We start from the raw sequence: 24,134 nt of genomic DNA, 5'->3' as shown, positions 1-24,134 counted from the left end.
TACTTTTTGCTAAATAGCTTCATAACTAGCTACTTTGCATTCAATGAGCAAGGCAATTTTTTAATCACAAATCATTATATAGCAGCGTCAATATAGCGTGGGTCTTGTACTAATAAGCTGGGCATAAAAATAAACCAATCTTGCTCATTTTTCAAAAACTTACCATGATTATAAGGAGCAAACGGTGAATCAATATTGATGGCTTCAGCGCGGTATTGGCTGCGCGTAAATTGCTCGATACCCAGCACTTGATCGACTAGCAGCCCTATGAATATAGACTGATGGTCAATCACAATGACTTTACGCTGGCTCATCTGCCGCGACCGGCTGGGAATATGCAAAAATTTCGCCAAATCAGTCAGCGGTAACAGGCGGCCACGGACATTGGCAATACCGAGCAACCAGGGCTGTACTAATGGCATGCCGGTGTATTCAGGCATTGTTAGCACCTCAGATACCTCACCCAGCGGAGCCACCAATCGCTGACCACCAATTTCGAACACTACGCCGCGCCAGTCCGCCTCTCTACCACTCTGCCGACCGGTTTTACGAGCTTTAGCTAAATCAGCCAAGCGCAGCAGTTCTATGAAGCCTCTTGAAGCCACAAGTTACTCCGTAACGTTACGAATAATGCGAATCAATTCAGCTTCATCTACCGGCTTAGTTAAGTATTCTTTCGCACCTTGACGCTTACCCCAAACCCGATCCGTCTCTTGGTTTTTAGTGCTGATAATCACCACCGGAATATGAGAAGTCGTTTTGCCCCGTGTAATTTTTCGAGTAGCTTGAAAACCGTTCATTTCAGGCATGACTACATCCATCAATACCACATCTGGCAGATGCTCAATTGCCATTGCGCAGCCTTCCTCACCATTAGCCGCTTCTAATACTCGAAAGTTATTTTTCGCAAGCATGTCACGAAATTTTGCCATCTCAGAAGGCGAGTCGTCAATGACTAACACAGTTGTCATGGATATATCCTTTGTTTTTGATTATATCGATCAAGATATAAAATTAGTAATAGCTAATTTAGTAAAACCTGAGACAACGCATCAAGTTATATAACTTAGCAATGACAAATGAAGCTTTAAATGAACTATTAAGGAGAAACGAGCTGTTACTAACAACACCAATCAACCCTCTGCCGCTATTAGCGATATTGATTAATGGCATCGAACAGCTCATCTTTACTAAATGGCTTGGTAAGGTACTCGTCAGAGCCCACAATGCGTCCACGTGCTTTATCGAACAAACCATCTTTTGAGGACAGCATAATTACCGGTTTATTGGCATAGTCAGGGTTATTTTTAATTAAAGCACAGGTCTGATAACCGTCTAAACGCGGCATCATAATATCGACAAAAATGATATCTGGATTGTTATCAACGATCTTTGCTAGCGCATCAAAGCCATCAATGGCAGTCACAACTTCACAGCCTGCTTTTTGTAATAAGGTCTCAGCAGTACGGCGAATGGTCTTTGAATCATCAATGACCATGACCTTTAACCCATCAAAATTATTTTTCATTATCATAATCCCTTGAACAAATATTTGTCTTTAATATGATTTATGTTTAGTATATTAGTCACTACTTCCTAGCTGCTATACGCAATTTTCTGACGGCTCGTACCTTTATAGTAGGCATTTTTTTAGATATTGCATGTGAAAATTAACAGATACCAATATTGTTAGCGCCATTTATGGACTTGAGCATTGCTCAATAACTATCTACATCTTACCGATGAATCATCAGTGCGTACTTAAAACTCCTTAGTGCGTACTTAAAACTCCTTAATGCTATAGCGAATTTTACCGCCGCTAATCATAGCAAAAAACACTTCAAATGAGCGCTATTTATTCCCCAAACTTCTTACTACTAACGGGTTTCTTATCAATCTGGTTAATCAACTTATGCTGGGATGACTAATAATTCAATGACTGAAAACTTAAAGGGTTCTAACTTTAACTTTTTAGAGCGCTACAGAGTTAGTTATATTTTTGTATCGCTTATGTATCAATGATAACTTCTGTGCTTGTTTTAACATAATCTATGGCGGTTATCCAGTCATTTAATTGTGTCTCGTTTAATAGTTAACTATTAGTTGTCCTATAATTCACCATATAAACTGTGGTTTATATGGTGAATTATAGGACAACTAACGCTGAATTATAGATGAAAATATTATCCTTCTATTTACCAGAGATATTGGTCTATCTAACCGCCTAACAGCGCACGCATTACTGTCGCACCATGTGCGCTTTACCTATATAATAAAACCTAGGTTTATAATGGTGGTTAATAATGATGGCTCTAATATTTTCGGTGTGCAATAAAAATTATGCTCCACGATGTGTTTTATTAAGCACTTTATTACGCTGTTCGTTATTACTAACCACTGTACCCATGACAGGATTACTGACCGCCTGTCAACCGCCAGCGCCTACTGCAACCTCAACCACTGCTGAAGACCCGCCCATTATCATCAGTGCTGGCAGCGTCACCATGGCGCCAGAATATATTTTGGACGTCAAGCCGTCACGCTATCAGCCCAGTCTTGGACTACAAGGTGATATTGAACCTATCAAGCAGGCTCGGCTAACCGCCGCGCAGGACTTGCAAATAAAACAAATATTAGTCACTAAAGGTCAGTGGGTAGAAAAAGGCTCACCGTTACTCATTGTTCAACGCCAAACAGTTAAAAATGCTGTTACGGACATTACTACAAAAGAGGCTACGGCCCGAAAAAATGGTATTAACAATCAAGCAGCCAAAAATACGACCAATCAGCAATCAAAAATTAGTACAAATAGCGTCCCTATCGAACAAGCAGTCGCCACGCCAGTGAGTAATAAAGCAGATACAACTATAAGTACTAATGACCAACTAACTAAAGAGCTTAGCGAAGTAGCGACAACAGAAGAAGTGCAGGCAGACGATAGCGCTGTTGTAGCAGCAAATTCCGATCAATTGATAACCATACGCGCCAGCATTTCAGGAAAAGTGAGTGACCTCTATATAGAGACCGCGCAACAGATAAATACGGGTGATAAACTGTTGCATTTAGAAGATGATAGTGATTTACGCTTTATTGCCACGCTGCCTATTCAGGCTGAACCACAGTTATCCGTTGGGCAAACGGTCAACTTTACTACAGAAGGCTTGACCGAAAAATTCACCGGACAGGTCAGCAAGTTGCTAGCAGATAGTCAATCTGCGCAATTATTAGTCTACGTCCACGTTATCAAAAACGAGGCCAGTCGCGGCATCCTCCAACCTAAAATGGCCGTCATCGGCCGCGTTAATTATGGACAGATAAAAGTGGGCACCATCGTACCTAAACGCAGTATCCATGATGTCGACTTGACTGAACTGCAAAAACCCCCATATCGGCCTTTATCGCAACTTATGGCTAACGTTTGGATTATCAAACAAAACCAACGCCTCACCCGCCAGCCGGTAGAAGTTATTGAATATAACCCTAGCACTGAACAATATCTAATTGCAGGTATTACTAATGACAGCTTGATTTGTTTGGCGGATTTGCCTCTTGAATCTGCTGGCAAAAAAGTGATTGTTTCATAATTTATAGGACGTGCGTTACATTGTGTAGAAATATTAACAAAGGGTGTCTTGTTTGCGACTACTATAGTTAGGCAGAATAAGAACTGTCTTAAACCATCAAAACTTGAAGCATTAAATATCTTAAAAAGACTTATAATTGATAGTACTTTTAGCAGTGTTTTTATAATGCTCAAATAGCTTATAACGCTCAATTAAACAATAATGCCAATTAAAATCTTAAATGAGTAATAATGATAACTAAAGGACACCCCATGAGTAAGCAGATTCTATTGATTGAAGATGATCCAGATTTAGCTGAATTGATCAGTGATTATCTGACCATGAACTATTATGACGTGCATCATGCTGGCCTTGGTCAAGAAGGGTTGGACATTTTGGACACCAAAGAGCGCGATATCGATTTGGTCGTGCTTGACTTAATGCTGCCAGATATGGATGGCATGCAAGTTTGCCAAAAGATTCGCGGCAATAAAAACCATATTACTAATAAAGTCCCCATTATCATGTTGACGGCTAAGGGCGACACCACAGACCGCGTTTTAGGATTAGAGATGGGCGCTGATGATTATATCTCTAAGCCTTTTGAGCCGCGCGAGTTACTCGCGCGTATTCGCTCAGTAATCCGTCGCCATGAGCAGCCTAACCAAGCTGACAGTCAGTCAGACAGCTTGACCTTTGGTCGTCTGAGCGTGTTCCCTGACAGCCATGAAGTAACCATTGATGAACAATCTGTACGCCTAACCACCCATCAGTTCCAATTGCTGCATTACTTTGCCACTCATTCTGGCAAAGTTCTCAATCGTGAGCAGTTATGGCAAGCGATGCCAAATGATGACAGCTCGGACAATATTGATCGCGCTATCGATGTCCATATCTCACGTTTGCGTGCGTTGATCGAAGACAATCCGCGTCAGCCAAAACGTATTATTACTGTGCGTGGTGTGGGTTATCAATTTGCGACCGACCAAGTTTAGCAGTCTACTTCTATCAACTATAAAATTGATACGCAACTGTCGTTATAGCAAGCATACCAATGGTTATGAATCATCCATTCTGAGCATATGATAACTGATTATCTAATACCTGAGACCATGTAATGCAGCAGCTCGGTTTTCACTCCGTCTTTGCTAGATTATTTGCCAGCGTCATGCTGGCACTTATCTTATTTGCGGTAGCCATGGTACTCTTGACTCAGCTTGTCCATGATAAAGATGCCGGCATACGCTCAGAGGTGGTTGCAACCCAAATTTTGGGGCAAATCGATCCATTTTTACATGAGCTAAATGTTTCTGTCAGTAAGAGTAACCGTCTACAGTCACGCTTCATGCTGGCAGTAGTCAAAAAAAGCTTCGATATTTTTGATGAATCACTGCAAGCAAAAATGGGTCTGTATGATAGTAAGGGTCAACTGCTGATGCAGACGGACAATAGTGATTTGTCGCCTGTGCTGCCCGCAGTGCCGTCTTTATTAACACGGGTTTTTCCTTCTTTCTCTGATACTCCTCCTACCCAACAAGCACAGGTCTATAGCAGTACTGGCTACACACTACTGTATGAGTCACGCCTACCCCCAAAAAAGCCTGTACTATCTGCGGCCCTAAACTTATTTACCGGTACGCTACTCCTCCTCCTTATTATGGCGGGCGTACTGTGGTGGATTGCGCGCTCAATGACTTGGCGTATCAATCAGATGAGCCACCAAATGACTCAGCTCGGTGACGGTGACTTTACAGTAAGGGTTAATGCACAGGGTAATGACGAGATTGCATTACTGGCGCGCGGATTTAACCAAGCCGCCCAAAAAATCGAACATCTTATTGAGGCCAATAACTTACTGTTAGCCCATGCCTCACACGAGCTGCGTACCCCCATTACTCGCATTCGCCTGCAGATTGAGATGATGGACATGCTGGCAGGTAGCATGCCAACAAATACCAAGGCTAAATTCGACAAACGTGCTGAAGCCATCAATCGCGATTTATCCGGTCTGAATGATTTGGTTGAAAGTATTTTGCTGGTCAGCCGCTTGGATGCCGGCCATGTGCTGCAGCAAATTGAGCGTATGGATATATATGACTTGGTCAATCAAGAGCGTCAACATTACTCCGAGGTGACCTTAATCGGTGAGCATATCGCGATCGAAGGTCAGCCGCTGATGTTGACCCATCTAATTCGCAATTTACTGAATAATGCGATGTTGCATGGTGAGCCTCCGGTTACCGTCCTACTTTATGGCGTGCAAACTAAAGAGGAAGCCGATACGGTACCGGACTATCTATTACAGTCGGTCGTTTGTCGCAGTTTTGCGGATTATAATAGTGCAGATTATAACCATTATGATGAGTCGCTTGTTGATAGCGAGCATTATGAGGTTGATGAACAAGGTCAGCGCATCACTATACCGTCTAACAATAACGCTCAAAATACCAGTAAACCCAAATCAAACACTACAGAACAGGCAATAACCTTGCCGGCTCCGCCCCTTTATAGAAATGGTGAGACGCTTGTTGTTGATGACAGTGATGAGGTTAATGACAGCAGTGACGCTGATAGTCGCATGACTATTGATATATCAGCAATGGATTTAATTGCTGATGCTGAAGATAAAGATTTGTTGAATGCCCAACACCCGCCATTAAACAATGAGAACGATGAGTCACTCTCATTTAGAACTCCTGCTCTCAATGCTGATTCACTATTTTCTAATTATAATAAACTTACCTCTGATTTAACTGACAAAATCAAAAAGGTCAGCTGGCGAGCAGTACCTGATTCTCAGGAACGAGTTGAAGTCACATTACAAACACAAGAGATAGATACGGAAGATAAGAGCAAAACTGCTGACACCAAAACTAATACCAATAATAAAAATAGCAGTGACGTTGATAATAATGACGCACCGACTACCCAGCGTAAAGAGAGCTTATTTAAAAAGCATTTAAAAAAATCTAAACCCGACCCTGTGCGTCTGCTACCCAACTATGCAGTTTTAGCAGTGATCGATGAAGGGTCTGGTATTCCAGAAGATAAACGTGAAGAGATTTTTAGTCCGTTTGTGCGTCTACAACAAAAGAAAAAAGGCTCGGGACTGGGCTTATCTTTAGTAACACAGATAGTTAACGCCCACCAAGGTCATATTACTACTGACACTATCAACGGCCATACCCGATTCTTAATCGTGCTGCCTGTAAAACACGACCCTCATTATAATTATCGTGACCATAACAGACGCAGCTAAGCTGCTGCTGAACGCATATAGCGGACACTGATATTTTTAACGGTATTTATTTTTCTTACGGCTTACGCTCCTATCTTACTCTTCCTATATGGCCTACTGTTTTTAGCCTATTTTTAGTATGTCTTTTAGCGGCTTCTTTTAAGGTCTCCTTTTTGGCACTTTTACAAAATTCACTTGCCATCACACAAATAAAATCACCCTTTTTATGCAACTAAACGGCATTAGCCAGTCATGGATTCGCATATCCAAAACGCTGCATAATATGCTATATTACCGCCCCTTATTATAGTGTTATCGGTCGATCGCTGTGAATAACAGCGCTGACCTTACGGCACTTTTATAACCGCTAAAACATTTATTAAATTTTGAGCATTCCATGAGTGACATGATCGTTCTAAATGATGTGACCAAAAGCTTTTTAAGCGATAGATCGATAAAAGGCAAAGACGGCAAACCGCATTGGTTCACTGCTGTTGAGCCGACGTCGCTGTCTGTGCAGCAAGGTGAAATTTTTGGCTTAATGGGCTATTCAGGCGCAGGAAAATCTACCTTACTCCGGCTGATTAATTTACTTGAGCGTCCTGATAGCGGTCAGGTCATCATTGATGGGGTTGATTTAACCAAACTCTCTGCTCGTGACTTACGTATCGCCCGCCATAATATCGGTATGATTTTTCAGCAATTTAATCTGATGTCCAATCGTACAGTATTCGATAATGTGGCTTTTAATTTGACCGTTTCTGGTCACCCTAATCGCGATATTCATAAGCGCGTGATGGCCTGTCTTGAGATTGTTGATTTAATCGATCGCGCCGGCCATTATCCTGCACAGCTGTCAGGCGGGCAAAAGCAGCGTGTCGGCATTGCTCGCGCCATTGCACCCAGTCCTAAAGTATTACTGGCTGATGAGCCAACCAGTGCGCTTGACCCTGCAACCACCCGCAGTTTACTGACTTGTCTGCGTGATATCAACGAACAGCTGGGCGTTACTATTGTGATTGTAACCCATGAGATGAGTGTCATTCGCAGGCTCTGTCACCGCGCCGCCTTATTACACCAAGGGCATTTATTAGAGGTCGCAGGTATTCGCGATGGTCTGATTCAAGCCACCACCCCTATCGGCCAAGGTTTGGTATACGAAGACTAATCAGCCAGGAGAAATACACATGTTAACTGGCGCTGAATTATCCGCCTCGATAGATAAGTTGTGGGTGCTGCGCAAAGAGATTTGGCAAGCGTTCGTGGATACTTTTTTGATGTTAGGTATTTCTACCACGGTAGCCATTGTCATCGGTGGCATGTTTGGGATATTCTTATTCTTATCCAGTGATCGGCAGTTTTTACAAAATAAAACCCTCTACGGGGTGCTTGGTGGTATTACCAACTTTATGCGCGCCTTCCCGTTTGTGATTCTGATGATTGCGATGAGCCCCTTTACGAAAGCTATCGTTGGTACTGGCATCGGCCCTATAGCGGCCTCCTTGGTACTAGCGATTGCGGGGTCGTTTTATTTTGCCCGCTTGGTAGAACAAAATCTACGTGAAGTACCACGCGGTATCATTGAGGCGACCGAGTCTATGGGTGCACGCCCATTTACTATTATTAAGGTGCTACTTAACGAGGCGCGCTCTGGGCTGGTAGCCTCGGTAACCATTTTATGTATCAGTTTGCTGTCTTTTTCAGCCGCCGCTGGCATGATTGGTGGCGGTGGTCTTGGTGATTTGGCCATACGTTACGGCTATTATCGTTATCAAACTGAGGTCATGGTTTTCATCGTTATTATGCTATCAATAATGGTAATCGCTATTCAAGCCTGGGGTAATTTATTAGCGACGCGCTTAGATAAACGCTAAACGGCTTTTTAATTAAATGCTAATTTTTATTAATGAATCAAACTCAGGATTTGGCACCTATTAATCCTGAGTATAAAACTTGACTTTGTAACTGACTACGTTTATTTTTAATACTAACTTAGCACTAATTTATATAGCAGCATGACTCATGTTGCTTTTTTAATGGCGACGCTAACCCTATTTGCACCTAACTTATTTACTATTGAGGACATTCCATGAAATTAACAGATATCAGCCGTCAGTTGGCGACCGCATTTGCCGCTGTTGGCGTATCAAGCTTAGTCTTAGTCGGCTGTAGCAACTCATCAGCGCCAGAAGCCACCAAAGAGGCGGTTACTGAAGGGACTGAAACAACAGCAACTAATGATATCGATCCTGATCATAGCAAAATTGTTATCGGTACTACCGAAGGTGATTTTGCTGATATGGTACGTAACCAAGTCAAAAGCTCGCTCGAAGCCCAAGGTTATGAGGTTGAACTGGTGACTTTTACTGACTACGTCCGCCCTAACTTAGCATTGGCCGATGGCGATTTAGACATTAATATCTTTCAGCATAAGCCTTATTTAGATACCTTTAAAAAAGAAAATAATCTTGATTTGGTAGAGCTTTTTCAAGTGCCGACTGCCCCTCTTGGCGTCTATTCTGGCAAAAAGACTAAGATTTCAGAAGTGTATAAAGGCATGAGTGTTTCTGCCCCTAATGATCCAAGTAACTTTGCGCGTGCCTTAGTAATGATGAATGAGCTTGGCTGGATTACTCTCAAAGATAATATCGACCCATTAACCGCTTCAAAATCCGACATTGCTGATAACAGCAAATACGATATCAAAATCGTTGAGTTAGAGGCGGCGCAGCTACCACGCGCTCGTGATGAAGTTGACTTTGCTATTATTAATGGCAACTATGCAACTGATGCTGGCATTAAGCTCACCGAAGCACTGTTCCAAGAACCAAGCTTTGCTTATGTGAACTGGTCAGCAGTCAAACCTGCTGATACTGGCAAAAAATGGGTGAAAGACGTGACTGAAGCTTATAATTCAGACGCCTTTAAAAAGTATGCGCATGATAGTTTCCCTGGTTATAAATTTCCAAAAATCTGGAGTGCTGATACTGAGCTTGGTGCTCACTCTAATACCGTTGTTGCTGATACCGATGCTAACGCGAGTACTACACCTGCTGTAGAGGCTGCTGCTCAGTAGCTAAATCAGGATGCTCAAATAACTATCACAATATCGAGATAGAATGAGTATTAAAACGTCCATTGCCAACGAGTGATGGGCGTTTTTTATGAGCTAGATTTAACGATTAATACACCCCGCACTTACTGAAAATGACGTTACAGCCTGTGTGCCCTTTGTAGAAAAGCGTCACTTGCTCTTTCACTTCGTCCTAATTTTTTCTATAGTGGATGGATCGAATCAAGTCTTAGCATTATATGCGACATCGGTTTTATCTATAAGCTAACCGATAAATAGACTATTCAAATTAAAATACCAATAATAAGGACAATCATATGAGCACCAAGACTTATAATATTCGTACCGCCGGACAAGCCAATATTCCTGTGCTGGGCCTCGGTACTTGGCAATCAACCGGTCAAGATTGTATTGAGGTGGTCAGTCAAGGCTTAAAGATGGGCTATGAACATATCGACACCGCTCAAGCCTATGGTAATGAAAAAGAAGTTGGTGAAGGTATTAAGCAATCTGGTGTCGCCCGTGATAAATTCTTTTTGACCACTAAGATTTTTCCTGATGATTTAAAATTTCAGCCTGAAAAACTGCATGAAGCTGCTAAGCAATCGTTAAAAGACCTTGATACTGATTATGTGGACTTGCTGCTATTGCATTGGCCTGACGATCAAGTGCCATTATCTGAAACTATTCCTGCGCTATGTGAATTACAAAAACAAGGACTGGCGCGTCATATTGGGGTGTCTAACTTTAATATCGCCCACCTGGTTGAAGCAGAAAAATATGCCGATGTACCAATTGTGGTCAACCAAGTTGAGTTCCATCCGTTTATTAAGCAACAGACTTTGCAGACCTTTTTAAACAACCATCATATTTTATTGGAAGCCTACTCGCCATTAGCGCGTGGTGATGTGTTTGAGAATGAGCTTATTAAGGAAATTGCTGAGAAGCATGGCATTACCCCAGCACAAGTGTCACTCGCATGGATTTTGTCGGATAAGAATCGTGTTGCTATCCCAAAAACTTCTAATCCTAAGCATCTGCAAGGGAATTTAGACGCTATTGACGTCAAGCTAACGGCTGATGAGCTACAAAAAATTGGCAAACTCGCTCGCAGTGATGGCCGTAAAATTGAGCATCCAGACTATTCACCTGAATGGGATGACTAATATTATTTAAGCCAGATAGCAATTTTTAAGTATAAAAAAAGCCACTGATATTCATATCGGTGGCTTTTTTATGTTTACAGTTAACTGCTAATTACTGAAATCTTATGATCAATGCATTACTGCTGTAGCGTTTGAGTTTCTTGAATCGGTTCAGCAGGGTTATATTGCTCAGATGCTGGGGTTAAACCGCGGCGGTTGTTTTCTTTTAATGATTTGGCAACTTCCGGTGGCATATAATTTTCATCATGTTTGGCCAATACTTCACCGGCTACAAAGGTTTCGCCTTGCATTTTACCAGTAGCGACAATGCCTGAGTTTTCGGCAAATAAGTCTGGCAGAATGCCCTGATAAGTGACCGGCACTGTCGATTTAAAATCAGTGATGGCAAACTCGACATTTAACGGATTGTCGGGTGCGCGCTGAACACTGCCTGCAACGACCATACCACCGGCACGAATACGTTTATCTTGTGGGGCTTCGCCCTGAGAAATAGCAGTCGGATCAAAATAGTAGTCGGTTTGTTGCCCGATGGCATAAATAACCAGCACTACCGCTACCGCTGCCCCCGCAAGCGTAAAAAAGACCCACATAAGTTTTTTGCGTCGAACTGCGTTCATACCACTACCTCATTAATGAGTGATTGCTATACAAAATAGAGAAAAAGGCTAAGGATGGCCTTTTTATACTAAATTAGACAGGTTGTCCTTTTAATAACTACTTATTAATAGCTATATGGTAGCATTTTTTATCCACCTCAATAGGCTCTTTGCACATTGAGCGTACTGATGAGTACAAATTTTGAATAGAGACTAAAAAATGTATTGATGGCTAAGGTTATGATTTTATAATAGTTTTATGACGCGGATGGTTTTTTAATGTTGGAGCCGCGCTGTGCTTGCCGCGCTTGTTGGATGGTCAGCTGCCTAATAAGAGCTTGTCTTTGGTAGCGGCTATACCAGATAAAAATAAATATCATGCCTACCGTAATCGCCCAGCATGACCACACAAAAACGCCATGATCACCCATGGCGATAAATTCAGATAGGCTATAAAAATAAGGCTGCATAGTGTGCTCCCAGGATGGTGTTCTACCAAATACTACAAGGTTCGACAAAAGTTATTTATTTTGACCACGGATATATTCTTTTACCCAAGCTTTACCTTGATCGCGATACAAAATGAGCGTATTAGTACGATAAATCGCTAAAGTCGCCACCAATAAATAGCCACCAATAATCATAAGTAGCAACGGCATCCACATATCGGCAGACATTTTTGGCGCTTCGGTCAAAGTAAAGGTCGAACCTTGGTGTAAAGTATTCCACCACTGGACGGAATACTTAATAATAGGCAAGTTCACTGCACCAACGATACATAGAATAGCCGCTGCTTTTCCGCGATTGGCGGTATGTTCAAAGGCCACAAATAGCGCCATAACGCCCGCATATAAAAATGCTAAAATCAGCATCGACGTTAAACGCGCATCCCAAACCCAGTAAGTGCCCCAGGTTGGTTTTGCCCAAATGGAACCGGTTAACAGACTAATCACGCACAATAAAAACCCCAACGGGGCCAGCGCTTGCGCCACCAGATTGGCAGTCTTAATTTTCCATACCAAATAAATCACCCCCAGTACGGCAAGGGCAAAATAAATAGAGATGGCAAGGCTCGCCGCTGGTACATGAATAAATATGATGCGATAGCTATTACCTTGAAGATAATCGGGCGGCGCAAAGGCAAGACCCCAGACACTACCGATCAGCAGGCAAATACCAGCTAAAACCGCAAGCCACTTGACCCATGGCGCAAAGAGTCGAAAGAACTGCTTGGTACCAACAGTGGTCAAGAAGCCTTGCCAGATGCGCTGCCATAGGCTAGGAGTTGGGATATTATTTAGGTTGGACATGGGAATAAACCTATTGCACAGCATTGCGGTTGTGGCTGATAGTGTGCGTTATTGACATTGCTACCGGCGAACCTGCCGGCGTTAAACACTGGACAGAATCTGTAAGTCATCATTATAGCAAAATTGCCAGTTTTCACCACGCTGTTAATACGAAGAGTTTAAACAGCATAATAACTTGGTGGATAAAGTTAATAGATAATTATATTTTAATTTAATTTAACCACGCCATTTTCAAGGTCACAGAAATCACCCACGGCATCACCAATACCGAAACGATACTGCCGGCTAACAATAACGCTAAAATAGGTAGACCATTAAGACCACTGGCAAATAAGTCAACCGCGCCCGTCGCAAAAATCAATACTGGTAGCTGCATCGGTAACGCAATGAGCGGCACTAATACAGCACCATTTTTAAGTGACAACGTCAAGCTACTGGCGATGGCCGATAGCATTAATAGCATCGGACTGCCGGTGATAATAGACGCCATCAAAATTCCGGTTTCAAACCAACTGAGCTGGAATAAAGGTACAGCAAGTAGACTGAGCAGCGCAACAATACCGCTACTAAAAATCCAGTGAATGACCAAACGAATCAGCACCCATAGCGGTAGCGAGGCTTTTGCGACGACTAGTTGCGCTAAAGTTCCATTATCAAGCGCGGGCTTAAACAAGCCATCGACACCCATTACTAATGATAATAAAGCGGCAATCCATACTGCTGACACCCCCAAACGTTGGAGTAATTGCGGCTCACTACCAACGGCTAGCGGAAACAGGGTGATAATAACTAAGAACAATACCAGCGGATACAGCCATTGCACCGCACCTTGCTGCTTGACTTGCCATTCACGCCGCCACAATTGCATGAAGCTGATGCTACGCGGAGCGATATTGTCACTATGTTCTGTCATCATTCGTCCTCTATACCACTTATACCATATAATCTGACAAATCGAGCACTTGATTGGCGACAACAACCGGCTGATGACTGGTCATCACTATTGCGCCGCCCATATCTGCAAACTCGCGCAATCTAGCTTGTATCCGCGCTACCATATCCACATCAAGCGCAGTAAATGGCTCATCAAGTAGCCATAGTGGCGTCACTTGCGGGGTCAATAGATAAAGCCGAGCAAGCGTAATACGGCGGGTTTGCCCAGCAGATAGATGGCTTGAGCTAATCGTCTCAAAACCTTGCAGCCCTACCCAAGCCAGCGCTTCATCAATATCAGCAGAAGTTGGCTTAATACCATATAAATTAAGCAAAAATGTTAGGTTTTGCGCTACGGTTAAACTGGAATTAATACCGAGTTGATGCGACACATATAACGGCTGTAGCGGAACGCCCGCTGAGCCTTTATAATAAACATCGCCAGTCAACACTGGTATTAGACCAGCCAGCTGCATTAGTAAAGTGGTCTTGCCGGTACCGTTAGCACCAATCAAATGACAAATACTACCCTCTGTCAAATCAAGCATTACCCCTTCACACAATGAAGTTTCACCGCGCTGAACGGTCAGCTCGTCGAAGGCAAGAAGGGGTACCTGCAAATTGGTCATCAAAACCTCTTATTATTTGGCTAATATATGTCTAATTTTAGGCGAGTTATCTACTAGGTGAACGTCAAATATTCACCAAAAATAACTATTGCGTTCATGGCATAATACGCTATGCTCATTACCACGCTACAGTATAACAAATTGTCGATTACTATTATTTCAAAACTCAAGTAGATCTCAAAATATAAACAGACCTTAAAACAGAAGTAGACTTTAAAACATATGCAGATTTCAAAAGACACCCAGAGTCCAGATACTCAGTCAGATACGGTTGATAATAAAGCCCCAGCTTCAACCGTAGACAGCTTAATTGAGGCGCAAGTTGCCTTTATGCAGCAATGGTTACGTCAGCAAGCGCAGCCATTAGCGATGGACGCGTGGCAATGGCTTGGCGAGCAGCCGATAGGTAATTATGTGAGCTGCGAGGACTTGCAGCATCTTCTTAACGACTGGTTACTCAGTCAGCCGATGAGTGACATTATGCGTAAAGATATTCGCGACATCTTAGACACCATAATTTATCATCCGGTTAATGATAACGTACCTTTATCTGAGCTGGTTGATGATACCCAAGTCGACACTCTCGCCACTTATATCGGCAGCCATACGCAGCAGCGTAACATCCTGATTCATACCTTAGTGGGTAATGAGACCTTTGCGGATTTATTGACTCAAACCCTTTATCACGCTATCAATGACTTTATGGAAACCACCCTTGATAAAGCCGGCGGCGTAGGTAAATTGATGAAGATGGGACGTAGCTCATTTGAAAAAGCTACCAACCGCAACCTTGATGAAAAACTGCAAGCTTATCTACATCGTAATATTAAAGATTTGACCCGCCGCGCCGAAGCCAATGCGCAAGAGCACTTATCGAATGAGGAGGTCACACGCCTGCTCATTACTGGTTGGTCACGTATTAAAAATCAACCGGTCAGTCAGCTACAAAACTATTTAAACAATGACCCTGATAACAGCAGCATTGACCTTATTGAGGCCAGCGTACAGCAAAGCTATAATCGGTTGCGCACGTCACCATATTTGCATAGTTTAGTTGCTGCCGCCGTAGAAACTTGGTATGCCAATCATCAGACCGATACGATCGCTACTATGGCCTTAGGTCTAAATATTGATAGTGAGGCTATGGCAAATTTGAGCACAGCCTTACTACCGATTGCCCATGATGCCATCGATAGCGAATGGCTCAGCGCCCATATCCGCGAGATGCTACAAGCATTTTATTCGCAGCCTGAGATTAAGAAAGGCTTAGCAAACAGCATTACTTAACTGTTAATTACTATTTAGCTAACAGCTATTCAACCGTATTCATTTATTAATAAAAGCAATATTTATGAGTCTTACCAAGAAACGCAGCTTATGGCAAAAAATAAAACGGCTATTGTCTGTTTCCGATCCGCAGTCTGTTGCTGATAGGACAGATGTGTATAAAAGTTCGCCGCAAGTAAATATTTATGATGAAAATAATATAGATAGCCATCTTGATACTGATAATAAAAACCATGCTAATAGCGCTAGCGCTGACGATGCTAAATTAGCGGATTCTAATGATACTCAGGACGATAACTTGGAGAGTACGAACGCTCAAAGCATTGCCGCTGACAGCAATGCCTCTAAAAACAATGACGATACGCCTATTGTCAATTACCTTAAAGAATATTTGCAGGACAAACAATGGCACTATACTTATTATCGTCCAAAATCATCTGACAGTCAGCAATCGCACCACTTGTCTTTACGAATGAAAAATAAGCAAATAGATTGTGGTTATCTATTTCGAGTTCAAGAAGGCAATAGCTTGCTCGCGGTCTACGGTATTTTGCCATTTTTAATACCGGAAAGTCATCAGAGCGCGGCGATGCTACTCATTACCCAAGTCAATTATGACATGCTTATTGGTAATCTAGAGATGGATGTCAATGACGGTGAGATACGCTATAAAAACGCCATCGATGTCGATGCAGTTGGTATTGATGAGTATATTATCGAGCATTTACTACAAAGTGTGATTGCAATGACTACCGTTGCCTATGAGGTATTTAGCGATTTAATAAATACCCAAGACCCTACCGAAGATATGCCAACCTTGCTGGGTGAATTACGTCAGCAGGCTGATGCAAGGACATTCTTTTTACCGACGCAATTTGTTCAGTAAATATCCTATCGAAATACAAACAATTAGAACTAAAAAATTAATAGCCGTCACCTAATAGCAATTGTCCAAGAACTACTAACTTCCCAATAAACAACCTTCTGAAGGCCACTAAAAACTATGCTAAAAATTGCCTATTCTGAAGTCTTTCGTTACTCAGTTCCTGAAAAGCATCGCTTTCCGATGCAAAAATATACCATGATTCCTGAGCGGCTATTAGCTGAAGGAACCATTAGTGCCGCCAACTTTTTTGCGCCATCAAAATTAACGGAAGATGAAATTTTAACCACCCATACCAGCGAGTATTGGCATAAGCTCAAAACCCAAACCTTGACGGCTAAAGAGGCGCGACCGATCGGTTTTGAGATGACGCCAACCTTGGTAGATCGGGGTCGGCATATTGCCCATGCGACTTATGAGTGTGCGTTATATGCGCAGCAATATGGGGTTGCCATGAATATCGCTGGCGGCACGCATCATGCTTTTGCCGATCACGGCGAGGGATTTTGTGTGTTTAACGATGTCTGTATCGCCAGCAACTTACTGTTGGCACGTGGACAAGCGAAGAAGATTTTGGTCGTCGATCTGGATGTACATCAAGGTAATGGTAATGCCAGTATTATGGCGGATGAGCCGCGCGTCTTTATATTTAGTATGCATGGCGCTAAGAATTATCCATTTCGTAAGCAAGTCTCCGACCTCGATATCGAGTTGGCGACTGATACCGGAGATGCCGAATATTTACAGATTTTAGCAGACACCTTGCCGCGCTTAATTACTGAATTTGGGCCCGATATGATTTTTTATCAGTCGGCAGTGGATGTGCTGGCTACGGATAAACTGGGCAAGTTGGCCTTGTCACAAGAAGGTTGCAAAGCGCGTGATGAATACGTATTACGGCAAGCAAAAGCCGCTAATATTCCAGTAGCTATCGTAATGGGCGGCGGGTATTCAGAAGATATTGAAGATGTGGTTGAGGCGCACTGTAATACTTTTCGCCTTGTTCAGCAGATATTTTTTGCAGAAAGGAATGCCAGTAGTTCTTAAACTTTAAGTCTATGTGAATTTTTCTGATAGAAGTTTATGGCGGTTCATAACCGTTTATAGCAGTTTCTAATTATAGCAATGCCGTAATTCCCTGCCAACCGACACGTATTCCAAGCACTGATAAAATTAATAAAATAAGCTGACGAAAACGCGCTTGCGGCAGGAAGCGACGCAAGCGAATCCCTATTAATAGTGCTACGATAGACATTATACTAAGTAATCCAATCAGCTGCCATTCGTTATTACTAAGTGCCATAATCGGTTCGCGCAGCACGATAATTTGCGCCACTTTTCCTAAAAAATAACACATATTACCGACTTTAGCGATAGTGTTTTTATCGCTACTGGCAGACAATAAATACATCATCAAAATCGTCGACATGGCATTGGTTGCCCCACCAATTATACCGGCACTGAATCCAACAATAATGAGTACAGGCTTAGTGTCTGGCAATCGAATTTGTTTGCCAAGTAAGGCGCTGATAACATAAAAGCCAATCACTGTCGCGAGCACCAGTAAGATATAAGTACTATCTATCCATAGTAATAACTTTGCACCTAGGATACTGCCTAGCAAACTGGTTAATGCTAACAACCAATAGCGCCTACCATAGTAGGTAAAGTTTTGCCAAATACTACGTCCGCCGCCACTTAACCACGTCATCGCATTTAATAATAATGATGGAAAAATGACTAGCACAATGGCGTGCGGTAATGGATACATACTCGCTAAGGCTGTGGTGGTCACTAGTGTGACACCCAGCCCGCTGATACCATGGAGCAAGGAGGCGACCGCGAAGACTGCCATTAGCAACAGCGTTTGGGTACTGTCGCTATCGGTCATAATATCTGCAGCTTAATACTGAATATTGCATATTATATACTCGACTGTTTTTTTACCGTTACAATGACAGCTATCATTAACCATTTTTACGCTGCAATAAGGTTTCACCAATAATGGTCGCTAATTGCGCTGCAATTTTATCTTTACTGGCTTTATCTAAGGTCACCGCATCCTGCTCGTAATGCTGAGCGAAGAATACTTGCATGGCATTATCATCACTAGCAAAACCAATATCTACGCGTGAGACATCATTGCAGGCAATCAAATCTAAGTCTTTAGCCATTAATTTGCCACGGGCATAACGCTCGACATCTTGGGTTTCTGCGGCAAAGCCTACAACAAACAGTTCTGGATGCGCAAGAGAAATCGTCGCCAAGATATCAGGGTTTTTAACCAAATTCAGAGTCATTACATCTTGGGTCTTTTTTATTTTTTGCGGGGCGGCCTCTTCAGTACGATAATCGGCGACAGCGGCGGTAGCAATAAAAATATCCGCAGCTAAACTTTGATTTTCAGTAGGTAGCTCAGCGTGAGTATGCGACTCATTATCATAACCACAATCGCAGTCGCCGTGTTCATGATGCTGTTCTTGAGAATGCTTAGTCTCATTATTGGCCGTAGATTGCAGCATAATATGCGTACCGGCCACACATTGCTGGGTGACAACCAGCATATCTTGTGCAGATAAGACATCAATACGCGTAACCCCAAGCGGGGTTGGCAGCGCGACTTTACCACCAGCAATTAAGATAACTTTTGCTCCAGCCTCAACGCAAGCGCGTGCCAATGCAAAGCCCATTTTTCCTGAAGAATGATTGGATAAATAACGTACTGGATCAATCGCTTCAACCGTCGGTCCTGCGGTAATGACAACGGTTCTACCTATTAAATGTTGTGGAATAATTTGCTGGGCGCTGAATAAACGTACTTCATCCAACAGCTGCTCAGGTTCAGGTAAGCGCCCAGCCCCCACATCACCGCACGCCTGCTCACCACTTGCCGGCATGATGATATGATAATTCATATCGCGTAAGGTCATAACATTGAGCGTGACCGCCGGATGCGCCCACATCTGCTGATTCATGGCAGGGGCCACGATGACCGGAGCCGTGGTTGCTAAACATACTGTGGTCAATAAGTCATCGGCCATTCCCATCGCCAGCCGCGCCAAGGTATTGGCTGAAGCTGGGGCAATGATGACTAAGTCTGCCCATTTGGCCAGCTCGATATGACCCATCCCCGCCTCGGCATGCTCATCAAGTAGTGAGGTATGAACCTCATTACCGGTCAAGGCTTGCAAAGTCAGCGGCGTGATAAAGGCTTGCGCGCCTGAGGTCATAATGACGCGCACATCAAACCCCGCTTTGATCAATAAACGAGCGAATACAGCAGATTTATAGGCGGCAATACCACCAGTAATAGCGAGCAGAATATTTGTCATAAGCAGGGCACTAATATTAGTAATAAAAAAATTAATAGATAAAAATTGCACTTATAGTAACAATTATGAGATAAGTTGGGTAAGCTTTTCCGAACTTATCTATAATTGGCCCATAACGTATCCACTTGCAAGGAATAATAATGGCCATTAAAGACTGGCACGAAGATGATAGACCACGCGAAAAACTACTAAAATTTGGCGCAGCACACCTTAATGATGCCGAAATCCTAGCCATATTTTTGCGTACGGGCTCCCAGTCACAGTCAGCCATTGAGCTTGCACGGCATTTGATTGAGCAATTTGGTAGTCTTGCTGAATTATTGGCCGCACCCAAAGAGAGCGTCCTCGCCTGCCATGGTATTGGTCCTGCTAAATACGCGCAGATGCTCGCCTCCCTTGAGATGGGAACGCGCTATCTAGACAGCAAGCTTAAAACCGGTCAAGCTCTTGGACGCTCACAAGTGGTCAAAGACTATATCAGCACCCAATTGCGCGGGGAGCACCGTGAGGTTTTTGCCGTGCTGTGTTTGGATAATGCGCTGAACCTACTCAATTTTGAGATACTATTTACTGGCGGCCTTTCTTCTTGCTCGGTCTGTATCAAACACGTGCTCCGGCATGCGCTCAATCACGCGGCCAGCCAGCTAATCGTCGCCCATAACCACCCCCATACTAATGCTCAGCCTTCCACGGCAGATAATATATTAACTTATGAGCTCAAAAAAGCCTGTGACTTGTTAGATTTATCTCTTGTGGATCATATCATTGTTGGACGTAACGATACCCTATCCTACGCCGAAAACTGCTTAGCACCTTTTGGCTAGTTTTATTTTAACCAGATGATCCTCTTAATTAGGGGCTAATTTTAATCAGAACGTATGCCAGAACGGCTGATACAGATCATCGACATAGCGTAGCATTTTTGTTATTGATAATTGTCGATAGATATTTCATATTGGTAGTACTATTTACGTCCGTAATCTGTAGCCTTAGTTAAATTGTATTTACTTTTTCTTACTGTTTATTAATTGAATAGTATTTTTTATGCTTTATTAAGCGTTATCATTGGCACTTATTACTAGTTGATTCTTATTGTTAGTAGACTCTTACTATTAACTGCATTATATATCTACTTAAAACCTGTTATTAGTTAAGATTTATTAATCAAACTGTATTATTTGAATAATTTTATATTCCTCATTCATGCTTTGTTAAGGAGACAGTCATGGCGATTGGCTTATTTATTTTGGCAGTACTCATTCAGTTAGCCGTCGTTTTGGCCATCTTTTTACAGTCATTTTCGCGTATCACCGGCAGTATTGTTGCTATCATCACAGTGTTAGTGACCGCTTTTATCAGTCCATGGTCGTTGATTTTAGGCGCCCCGATAGCACTGCTATGTTTAGTGCTACTTATAGCTCCCATTCGCAAAGTACTCATTACCAAGCCGGTATATAAAGCTTTGGGCGGTGCGATGCCAAGTATGAGCGACACCGAACGTGAAGCGCTTGATGCCGGTACCAGCTGGTGGGAAAAAGAGCTGTTCATGGGAAATCCAGACTGGAAAATGTTTGCCAGTTACCCTTATCCGCAATTATCCGATGAGGAACAAAGCTTTATTGATAATGAAGTAGAAGAGCTTTGCACGATGCTTGATGAATGGCAAATTCAACACGAAGATAAAGAATTGTCACCAAAAGCATGGCAGTTTATTAAAGACAATGGCTTTTTGGGTCTGATTATCCCCAAAGAATATGGCGGTCTGGCATTCACCTCTTATGCCCAAAGCCGTGTGATGAGTAAAATTGCTTCCCGCTCGCCTACAGCAGCCGTCAGCTGTATGGTTCCCAACTCGCTAGGCCCTGGTGAGTTGTTGATGCATTACGGTACAGAGGCGCAAAAAAAGCGCTGGCTACCAGGTTTAGCCATTGGTAAAGAGATTCCTTGCTTTGGTCTAACGGGTCCTGAAGCTGGCTCTGATGCAGGCGCGATTCCTGATACTGGCGTGGTTTGTTACGGTATCCATGACGGTAAAGAGATGCTCGGTCTGCGTATGAATTTCTCTAAACGCTGGATTACGCTAGCGCCCATCGCTACTGTCGTCGGTCTAGCCTTTAAGATGCATGACCCTGAAGCGCTATTGGGCGATGTTAATAAAACCGATTATGGTATTACTTGTGCTTTAGTACCGGCTAGTCACGAAGGCGTTATTATAGGCCCGCGCCACTACCCTAGCGGCTCGCCATTTATGAATGGCACGGTAGATGGTACCGATGTCTTTATCCCGTTAGATTATATTATCGGCGGCGTTGAGAACGCTGGACGCGGTTGGCGCATGCTGATGGAATGTCTGGGTGTTGGTCGCGGTATCTCATTACCCGCATTATCAACCTCAGCCGGTGGTATGAGCTATTTATCAGTTGGCGCATTTGCCAAGGTACGTGAACAATTTAAAATCTCAGTTGGCAAGTTCGAAGGCGTACAAGATGCTACCAGCCGTATTGCTAGCCAAACTTATATGTTAGAAGCCTTTCGTCATCTAGTCACTTGCGGACTTAACGAAGGGGGTACACCCTCGGTCATGACTGCCATGGCAAAATATTATGCCACCGAAACCATGCGTGAAATCGTCAACGACGGGATGGATGTGGTCGGCGGCCGAGCGATTCAAACGGGCCCGCGTAACTTTTTAGCTATTCCTTACCAAGCGATTCCAGTCTCTATCACAGTTGAAGGCGCTAACATTTTAACGCGCTCACTAATGATATTCGGTCAAGGTGCGATGCGCTGTCACCCTTATCTCTTCGATGAGCTACAACTCCTGCAAAGTGACGATAAAAAAGGCGCGCTTAAACAGTTTGATAAATTATTCTTCAAGCATCTAGGTTATACCTTTAATCGCGGTGCCAAAGCTTTTGTCGCCGGTTACATGGGCGGCAGTAACAACGCGCCACTCTTTGCCGATAGCTTTACCCGACCTTATTACAAACATATCAACCGCTTAAGTGCCAGCTTTGCGCTCACAGCAGATATGGCTTTGGGCTTACTTGCTGGTGATTTGAAGCGAAAAGAGATGCTTTCTGGGCGCTTAGCGGATATTCACAGCCACTTATTTATTGCCAGTGCCATTTTGCAGTTTTACCAGAATGGTAGTAAATCAAAAGCTGAGCGCCTGCATGCCGAAGTCGCGCTACAGCACAGCCTATATACGATTCAAGAAGCATTTGTATCCTTCTTTGCCAACTTCCCCAATCGTATGGCCGCCAGTGTGGTCAGTTTTGTGACTTTCCCTAGTGGTCGTATCTTTACGCCTGCCAGTGATGAGCTCAAACGCAAATTGGGTGACACCTTTATGGATGACTTTGAAGCCAACCCGTTCCGCGACTATCTTAAAACCATGGTGTATTACAACACGGAAGCGGACGATGTTACCGGACGCATGGAACACGCTTATCAATCCTTGCTTGAGATTGAGCCGCTGTGGCAGAAGTTCAAAAAGGCCGAGCATAAAGACAGCTTTGAGGGCTTAACCTTCGAAGATCATGTGGTCTATGCCAGTCAAAATGGTGACGTTACTGAAGAAGAGGCAGAAGCACTTATCAACTATAACGCGCTACGTTTTGATTCGTTATTGACGGATGTGTTCGATGAGCACTTGCAGCAAGCGCAAGAGCGTTTTAATCCTCATAGCTTAGAAAACGCTGTGCATAAACTGACTGACTATGCGCAACTAAAAAACGAGGCCCAAGTCAGAAATAGTACGCAGATTAATGACCAGGCGAATGATGATGCTAGTGGCGATGCCAATCCAGATCATGGTTACGAATCCGATGGCGATGTCGAAATGGTCAATGAGCAAAACACCGCTCAAGAAGTTAAGTCGCAAACCAAGTTTAATGAGGCGCATCCCAGAGCAGAGGCTATTAATCATCGCAGCCGTGATGCTGAAACTACCCTAGGTGATCGTATGAGCTACAATCATGGCCAAAACAAGGCCGATGCCGAATCACAAGCGGCAAAAGCAGGCGCTGAAACTAATCGAATAAAAAAGAATGCTATCAATAAAGCCAAATTCCAAGACGGTCTACGCCGCGAAGAAGATGATAAAGTGTAGAAACTAATAA

22 protein-coding genes are annotated in these 24,134 nt (G+C 43.2%); 12 read left to right on the top strand and 10 right to left on the bottom strand.

Annotation, left to right across the window (positions count from 1 at the left end):
• Positions 1–74 precede the first annotated feature (74 nt).
• The 3 genes from JMY06_RS03665 to pilG all read right to left on the bottom strand — a co-directional run bounded on the left by JMY06_RS03665 (position 75) and on the right by pilG (position 1,528).
• Positions 75–605 carry a chemotaxis protein CheW gene (locus tag JMY06_RS03665; protein WP_201527303.1) on the bottom strand — a complete coding sequence of 177 codons (531 nt, stop codon included), beginning with the start codon at positions 603–605 and terminating at the stop codon, positions 75–77.
• Positions 606–608: 3 nt separating this feature from the next.
• Positions 609–971 carry a response regulator gene (locus JMY06_RS03660; protein WP_201616287.1) on the bottom strand — a complete coding sequence of 121 codons (363 nt, stop codon included), beginning with the start codon at positions 969–971 and terminating at the stop codon, positions 609–611.
• Positions 972–1,150: 179 nt separating this feature from the next.
• Positions 1,151–1,528 carry a twitching motility response regulator PilG gene (pilG, locus tag JMY06_RS03655; protein WP_201616285.1) on the bottom strand — a complete coding sequence of 126 codons (378 nt, stop codon included), beginning with the start codon at positions 1,526–1,528 and terminating at the stop codon, positions 1,151–1,153.
• Between the two features lie 877 nt (positions 1,529–2,405).
• Here pilG and JMY06_RS03650 point away from each other — a divergent pair.
• The 7 genes from JMY06_RS03650 to JMY06_RS03620 all read left to right on the top strand — a co-directional run bounded on the left by JMY06_RS03650 (position 2,406) and on the right by JMY06_RS03620 (position 11,040).
• Complete coding sequence (locus JMY06_RS03650; protein WP_201616278.1) at positions 2,406–3,584, top strand: efflux RND transporter periplasmic adaptor subunit; 1,179 nt, start codon at positions 2,406–2,408, stop codon at positions 3,582–3,584.
• Positions 3,585–3,835: 251 nt separating this feature from the next.
• Positions 3,836–4,558 carry a response regulator transcription factor gene (locus tag JMY06_RS03645; RefSeq protein ID WP_201527301.1) on the top strand — a complete coding sequence of 241 codons (723 nt, stop codon included), beginning with the start codon at positions 3,836–3,838 and terminating at the stop codon, positions 4,556–4,558.
• Positions 4,559–4,680: 122 nt separating this feature from the next.
• Positions 4,681–6,822: an ATP-binding protein gene (locus JMY06_RS03640; protein ID WP_201616276.1), complete on the top strand. Its 2,142-nt coding sequence runs from the start codon at positions 4,681–4,683 to the stop codon at positions 6,820–6,822.
• Positions 6,823–7,198: 376 nt separating this feature from the next.
• Positions 7,199–7,969 carry a methionine ABC transporter ATP-binding protein gene (locus JMY06_RS03635; RefSeq protein ID WP_201527299.1) on the top strand — a complete coding sequence of 257 codons (771 nt, stop codon included), beginning with the start codon at positions 7,199–7,201 and terminating at the stop codon, positions 7,967–7,969.
• 19 nt (positions 7,970–7,988) lie between these two features.
• Positions 7,989–8,675 carry a methionine ABC transporter permease gene (locus JMY06_RS03630; RefSeq protein ID WP_201527298.1) on the top strand — a complete coding sequence of 229 codons (687 nt, stop codon included), beginning with the start codon at positions 7,989–7,991 and terminating at the stop codon, positions 8,673–8,675.
• 215 nt (positions 8,676–8,890) lie between these two features.
• Positions 8,891–9,877, top strand: a complete 987-nt coding sequence (locus JMY06_RS03625) for a MetQ/NlpA family ABC transporter substrate-binding protein (RefSeq protein WP_201616275.1) — start codon at positions 8,891–8,893, stop codon at positions 9,875–9,877.
• 314 nt (positions 9,878–10,191) lie between these two features.
• Positions 10,192–11,040, top strand: a complete 849-nt coding sequence (locus JMY06_RS03620; protein ID WP_201616274.1) for an aldo/keto reductase — start codon at positions 10,192–10,194, stop codon at positions 11,038–11,040.
• 116 nt (positions 11,041–11,156) lie between these two features.
• Here JMY06_RS03620 and ccmE read toward each other — a convergent pair whose 3' ends face one another.
• The 5 genes from ccmE to ccmA all read right to left on the bottom strand — a co-directional run bounded on the left by ccmE (position 11,157) and on the right by ccmA (position 14,508).
• On the bottom strand, positions 11,157–11,657 hold the full coding sequence (gene ccmE / locus JMY06_RS03615; protein WP_201616273.1) for a cytochrome c maturation protein CcmE: 501 nt from the start codon (positions 11,655–11,657) through the stop codon (positions 11,157–11,159).
• Positions 11,658–11,893: 236 nt separating this feature from the next.
• A complete protein-coding gene (gene ccmD / locus JMY06_RS03610; RefSeq protein ID WP_201616272.1) occupies positions 11,894–12,106 on the bottom strand; it encodes a heme exporter protein CcmD in 213 nt (70 codons plus the stop codon).
• Between the two features lie 51 nt (positions 12,107–12,157).
• Complete coding sequence (locus tag JMY06_RS03605; protein WP_201616270.1) at positions 12,158–12,946, bottom strand: heme ABC transporter permease; 789 nt, start codon at positions 12,944–12,946, stop codon at positions 12,158–12,160.
• A 211-nt stretch (positions 12,947–13,157) separates the two neighbouring features.
• Positions 13,158–13,862, bottom strand: a complete 705-nt coding sequence (locus JMY06_RS03600; RefSeq protein WP_413786258.1) for a heme exporter protein CcmB — start codon at positions 13,860–13,862, stop codon at positions 13,158–13,160.
• Between the two features lie 16 nt (positions 13,863–13,878).
• On the bottom strand, positions 13,879–14,508 hold the full coding sequence (gene ccmA, locus JMY06_RS03595) for a heme ABC exporter ATP-binding protein CcmA (RefSeq protein ID WP_201616268.1): 630 nt from the start codon (positions 14,506–14,508) through the stop codon (positions 13,879–13,881).
• Between the two features lie 222 nt (positions 14,509–14,730).
• Between ccmA and JMY06_RS03590 the strand changes: the two genes are divergently transcribed.
• The 3 genes from JMY06_RS03590 (at position 14,731) to JMY06_RS03580 (ending at position 17,725) form a co-directional block, all read left to right on the top strand.
• Positions 14,731–15,795, top strand: coding sequence for a hypothetical protein (locus tag JMY06_RS03590; RefSeq protein WP_201616266.1), 1,065 nt, complete (start codon positions 14,731–14,733; stop codon positions 15,793–15,795).
• Positions 15,796–15,859: 64 nt separating this feature from the next.
• Entirely contained in the window at positions 15,860–16,681 is an 822-nt protein-coding gene (locus JMY06_RS03585; protein ID WP_201616264.1) for a YbjN domain-containing protein, read from the top strand.
• 117 nt (positions 16,682–16,798) lie between these two features.
• Positions 16,799–17,725 (top strand): histone deacetylase, encoded by a 927-nt coding sequence (locus JMY06_RS03580; RefSeq protein WP_201616262.1) that lies wholly within the window; start codon positions 16,799–16,801, stop codon positions 17,723–17,725.
• A gap of 70 nt (positions 17,726–17,795) precedes the next feature.
• On the opposite strand, the gene JMY06_RS03575 is transcribed toward JMY06_RS03580, so the two are convergent.
• Together JMY06_RS03575 and coaBC are read right to left on the bottom strand one after the other, a co-directional pair.
• Positions 17,796–18,569, bottom strand: coding sequence for a sulfite exporter TauE/SafE family protein (locus tag JMY06_RS03575; RefSeq protein WP_201616260.1), 774 nt, complete (start codon positions 18,567–18,569; stop codon positions 17,796–17,798).
• Between the two features lie 76 nt (positions 18,570–18,645).
• A complete protein-coding gene (coaBC, locus tag JMY06_RS03570) occupies positions 18,646–20,010 on the bottom strand; it encodes a bifunctional phosphopantothenoylcysteine decarboxylase/phosphopantothenate--cysteine ligase CoaBC (RefSeq protein WP_201616258.1) in 1,365 nt (454 codons plus the stop codon).
• A gap of 140 nt (positions 20,011–20,150) precedes the next feature.
• Between coaBC and radC the strand changes: the two genes are divergently transcribed.
• Both radC and JMY06_RS03560 read left to right on the top strand, forming a co-directional pair.
• Complete coding sequence (radC, locus tag JMY06_RS03565; RefSeq protein ID WP_201616256.1) at positions 20,151–20,834, top strand: RadC family protein; 684 nt, start codon at positions 20,151–20,153, stop codon at positions 20,832–20,834.
• Positions 20,835–21,235: 401 nt separating this feature from the next.
• A complete protein-coding gene (locus JMY06_RS03560) occupies positions 21,236–24,124 on the top strand; it encodes an acyl-CoA dehydrogenase (RefSeq protein WP_201616254.1) in 2,889 nt (962 codons plus the stop codon).
• Positions 24,125–24,134: the final 10 nt, after the last annotated feature.

Source organism: Psychrobacter urativorans, from assembly GCF_904846675.1.
In the GTDB taxonomy this organism is placed as follows: domain Bacteria; phylum Pseudomonadota; class Gammaproteobacteria; order Pseudomonadales; family Moraxellaceae; genus Psychrobacter; species Psychrobacter urativorans_B.
Note: the sequence above shows the minus strand (reverse complement) of the source record. Positions and strands in the feature narration are given on the sequence as shown.

What these genes read in the sequence shown, in the direction of transcription:
- coaBC (WP_201616258.1), bottom strand. Translation starts at nt 20,010, where the DNA reads ATGACAAATATTCTGCTCGCTATTACTGGTGGTATTGCCGCCTATAAA.
- JMY06_RS03590 (WP_201616266.1), top strand. Translation starts at nt 14,731, where the DNA reads ATGCAGATTTCAAAAGACACCCAGAGTCCAGATACTCAGTCAGATACG.
- ccmE (WP_201616273.1), bottom strand. Translation starts at nt 11,657, where the DNA reads ATGAACGCAGTTCGACGCAAAAAACTTATGTGGGTCTTTTTTACGCTT.
- JMY06_RS03585 (WP_201616264.1), top strand. Translation starts at nt 15,860, where the DNA reads ATGAGTCTTACCAAGAAACGCAGCTTATGGCAAAAAATAAAACGGCTA.
- ccmA (WP_201616268.1), bottom strand. Translation starts at nt 14,508, where the DNA reads ATGACCAATTTGCAGGTACCCCTTCTTGCCTTCGACGAGCTGACCGTT.
- JMY06_RS03645 (WP_201527301.1), top strand. Translation starts at nt 3,836, where the DNA reads ATGAGTAAGCAGATTCTATTGATTGAAGATGATCCAGATTTAGCTGAA.
- pilG (WP_201616285.1), bottom strand. Translation starts at nt 1,528, where the DNA reads ATGAAAAATAATTTTGATGGGTTAAAGGTCATGGTCATTGATGATTCA.
- ccmD (WP_201616272.1), bottom strand. Translation starts at nt 12,106, where the DNA reads ATGCAGCCTTATTTTTATAGCCTATCTGAATTTATCGCCATGGGTGAT.
- JMY06_RS03635 (WP_201527299.1), top strand. Translation starts at nt 7,199, where the DNA reads ATGAGTGACATGATCGTTCTAAATGATGTGACCAAAAGCTTTTTAAGC.
- JMY06_RS03660 (WP_201616287.1), bottom strand. Translation starts at nt 971, where the DNA reads ATGACAACTGTGTTAGTCATTGACGACTCGCCTTCTGAGATGGCAAAA.
- JMY06_RS03575 (WP_201616260.1), bottom strand. Translation starts at nt 18,569, where the DNA reads ATGACCGATAGCGACAGTACCCAAACGCTGTTGCTAATGGCAGTCTTC.
- JMY06_RS03625 (WP_201616275.1), top strand. Translation starts at nt 8,891, where the DNA reads ATGAAATTAACAGATATCAGCCGTCAGTTGGCGACCGCATTTGCCGCT.
- JMY06_RS03640 (WP_201616276.1), top strand. Translation starts at nt 4,681, where the DNA reads ATGCAGCAGCTCGGTTTTCACTCCGTCTTTGCTAGATTATTTGCCAGC.
- JMY06_RS03650 (WP_201616278.1), top strand. Translation starts at nt 2,406, where the DNA reads ATGACAGGATTACTGACCGCCTGTCAACCGCCAGCGCCTACTGCAACC.
- JMY06_RS03560 (WP_201616254.1), top strand. Translation starts at nt 21,236, where the DNA reads ATGGCGATTGGCTTATTTATTTTGGCAGTACTCATTCAGTTAGCCGTC.
- JMY06_RS03620 (WP_201616274.1), top strand. Translation starts at nt 10,192, where the DNA reads ATGAGCACCAAGACTTATAATATTCGTACCGCCGGACAAGCCAATATT.
- JMY06_RS03630 (WP_201527298.1), top strand. Translation starts at nt 7,989, where the DNA reads ATGTTAACTGGCGCTGAATTATCCGCCTCGATAGATAAGTTGTGGGTG.
- JMY06_RS03600 (WP_413786258.1), bottom strand. Translation starts at nt 13,862, where the DNA reads ATGATGACAGAACATAGTGACAATATCGCTCCGCGTAGCATCAGCTTC.
- radC (WP_201616256.1), top strand. Translation starts at nt 20,151, where the DNA reads ATGGCCATTAAAGACTGGCACGAAGATGATAGACCACGCGAAAAACTA.
- JMY06_RS03580 (WP_201616262.1), top strand. Translation starts at nt 16,799, where the DNA reads ATGCTAAAAATTGCCTATTCTGAAGTCTTTCGTTACTCAGTTCCTGAA.
- JMY06_RS03605 (WP_201616270.1), bottom strand. Translation starts at nt 12,946, where the DNA reads ATGTCCAACCTAAATAATATCCCAACTCCTAGCCTATGGCAGCGCATC.